Annotated in this window: 7 protein-coding genes; all 7 read left to right on the top strand. The window is 49.3% G+C overall.

Annotation, left to right across the window (positions count from 1 at the left end; genetic code table 11):
• The first annotated feature begins 170 nt into the window (after positions 1–170).
• The 7 genes from HGBM_RS23925 to HGBM_RS23955 are packed head-to-tail and all read left to right on the top strand — an operon-like array spanning position 171 to position 2,249.
• The gene (locus HGBM_RS23925) at positions 171–449 is read left to right on the top strand and encodes a hypothetical protein (RefSeq protein ID WP_019123607.1); all 279 of its coding nucleotides are present in this window, start codon (positions 171–173) and stop codon (positions 447–449) included.
• Between the two features lie 11 nt (positions 450–460).
• On the top strand, positions 461–793 hold the full coding sequence (locus HGBM_RS23930) for a hypothetical protein (RefSeq protein ID WP_019123608.1): 333 nt from the start codon (positions 461–463) through the stop codon (positions 791–793).
• On the top strand, positions 790–1,008 hold the full coding sequence (locus HGBM_RS23935) for a hypothetical protein (protein ID WP_019123609.1): 219 nt from the start codon (positions 790–792) through the stop codon (positions 1,006–1,008). Before HGBM_RS23930 ends, HGBM_RS23935 begins: the two co-directional genes overlap by 4 nt.
• Positions 1,008–1,556, top strand: coding sequence for a RuvC family protein (locus HGBM_RS23940; RefSeq protein WP_019123610.1), 549 nt, complete (start codon positions 1,008–1,010; stop codon positions 1,554–1,556). The genes HGBM_RS23935 and HGBM_RS23940 overlap by 1 nt, the downstream gene beginning before the upstream one ends.
• Positions 1,553–1,834 carry a hypothetical protein gene (locus tag HGBM_RS23945; RefSeq protein WP_019123611.1) on the top strand — a complete coding sequence of 94 codons (282 nt, stop codon included), beginning with the start codon at positions 1,553–1,555 and terminating at the stop codon, positions 1,832–1,834. The genes HGBM_RS23940 and HGBM_RS23945 overlap by 4 nt, the downstream gene beginning before the upstream one ends.
• Entirely contained in the window at positions 1,834–2,058 is a 225-nt protein-coding gene (locus tag HGBM_RS23950; protein ID WP_019123612.1) for a DUF3310 domain-containing protein, read from the top strand. The genes HGBM_RS23945 and HGBM_RS23950 overlap by 1 nt, the downstream gene beginning before the upstream one ends.
• The gene (locus HGBM_RS23955) at positions 2,055–2,249 is read left to right on the top strand and encodes a hypothetical protein (protein WP_019123613.1); all 195 of its coding nucleotides are present in this window, start codon (positions 2,055–2,057) and stop codon (positions 2,247–2,249) included. The genes HGBM_RS23950 and HGBM_RS23955 overlap by 4 nt, the downstream gene beginning before the upstream one ends.
• Positions 2,250–2,394 lie beyond the last annotated feature (145 nt).

The following is a 2,394-nucleotide window of genomic DNA, read 5'->3' on the forward strand; positions in this document are numbered from 1 at the left end:
GGGGTGAATGAGTTTCGGTTGCTTTTCAAGGGATGGATACAGAGGTTCGAGGAACTGGGAAGGAGGTAGCTTGACTTGAACATTGGAAGGTTACTTGCCCACACCATCATATGGACCCTCATCTTTTGCTTTGTCGGTATGGTGGTCGCGGCATCAATACGAGTGATAGCGTGGTTGCTGCCATGAGGCGAATAGAAAACGACGAGCAATATTTCAGATCACTTGATTGGCTCTTAGAAAAAGCGAAGGAACTGGACCATCCTCTGATCGACGAACGAACCAAGGCAGAGTTGATGCAGAAATACGACTTTGTCGCTGCGGGTGTGATGGAGTACCAACAGCGGAAGCCGGAGCCGTCAACGCCTGAACCTGATCCACCAAAGCCAGAACCAGAACCGGAACCGGAGCCACAGAAGAAAGTCGATCTGTCGGATTGGCTCGATGACTGAGAGGTGAGAACGTGAACCTTACAGCTGCAACCAATGAGCAACTCTATCAAATTATCGTCTACGAGGATTGTCCGCAGTCGGTCAAAAAGGCTGCCCGCCAGGAACTAAAACGGCGCGAACAACAAATCCATCAACGGAAAGAAATGGTGGAGATATACGAAAGTTTGGACTTGAATTTGTACGACCACCTGCGCCAAGCTGACAGCATCGTCCGAACCATGATGAAAGAGATGTCTGCTTGCGGGGTTCCTGCAGATATGTATGTGCCATTTCTGTCGGATAGATTCAAGGAAATTATGAATCAAATCAGAGAGGAAGCAGCAGGAAAGGTGGTGTCTCAATGAAATGCCAGTATCCCGACTGCCGTCAACCAGCTACCAAGTCATGGGCGTTAGTGACTCTTTGCGAGTCGCATCATGAGACGATCCGGGAGGAAACGATCATGTTTTACACCAGGCGCGATAGCAACCGCTCAGAAGTGGAGCGGCGCCCTCACTATATGGAGATCAGCGAGCTTGTTCCCTGGTCAAAAGTAAATATGAGGGCAGGTGATTGGTAATGAGATTTGTAGGAATCGATCCATCAACCAGAACTGGTTTCGTGGCAATAAGCGAGTGGGGAGATGTTCTGCGTGCCAATGAGTTGACTGGTGTTGGCAGCCAAGACCCAAAGCGCATGGCGTCGTTGCTTGGAGAGGTGATGGCTTTTGTTAAGCCTGATGACATCGTCTGTATTGAGGGATTCGCATTTGGCGCACAAGGGCAGGGCGTTAGCGTTCAATACGGTATAGGTTGGGGTCTGCGAGTTGCGCTATTCCGACGAGGCATTGCCTACACCGAAGTCAGCCCAGCCAGCGTGAAGAAGTTCGCAACTGGCAAAGGAAACGCGAAGAAGGATGAGATGGTGCTGCCGATCTTCAAAAAGTGGGGTTTTGAACATAGTAGCGATAACGTAAGGGATGCGTTCGTGTTGGCGCAGATTGCGCGAGAATTAAAGTTTTCGCAGGAAGTCGGAGAGCCGACGACAACCATCAAATATGAGGCAGAAGTCATCCAATCCATCCTCAACCCGTCCGAGAAAAAGAAACGGAAGAAGGTGGCCAAATGAGCGAAGAGATGGTAAAGGCTATAGCTGAGTTTCGGCAATATTTGGCTAGTCAAGGGCACAACATCGACCACCTGAGCGATGAAGATGTGTATAAGGTGGTCACTGGCTTTCGTGTTACTGCGGAAATGATAGGCAAGGCGCTCAGGGAGATCATGAGGTCTCGGTCACTCAAGGCGAAGTCAGAAGAAAAACGTCAGCGCAAGATTTACTTTCGCAAAAATAAGTCTCAGATGAAGAACTGGAAGAAGTGGAAAAAGAAGCGGAGGAGGATGGAATAATGGGTGATCCTGTAAATTCGCCAGACCACTATACTGCCGGTGGTATCGAGACAATCGATTATCTCCGGGCCAAACTATCACCACAGGAGTTTGCTGGATACTGCCGCGGCAATGTTTTGAAATATCTTAGTCGCTGCAACAATAAGGGCGGTGTAGAGGATCTGAAAAAGGCGCGGGTGTATCTTGACTGGCTGATCCAGCACCAAGAGCGGGTGAAGACATGAGCCTACAGAAAAAGCTTGACCGGGAATATCGAAGGGGACTGTTCGACGGATACAAGGACACATGGGCGTTTTTCGTACAAGCCATGGGAGAAATAAAGGGCATCGGCAAGAATCGGATCAAGGTTGTTCAAGATCGAGTGGCCGAGCTGGCAAAGGAAAGATTCGAAAGAGAACGGGAGGACGGAAGATGAGCACAAAAGAATGGACTTGTGAAGATTGGCAGAAGTGGCAAAGGAAATGCATCCTGGAGGATTATCAGGACTTGATTGCTGGGAGGAAAGGAAGAGCATCTACTGATGGTAGCGATCTCCAACACCGCCGAACAATTTATGGACG

It is taken from the genome of Brevibacillus massiliensis, from assembly GCF_000311785.1.
GTDB lineage: Bacteria > Bacillota > Bacilli > Brevibacillales > Brevibacillaceae > Brevibacillus_C > Brevibacillus_C massiliensis.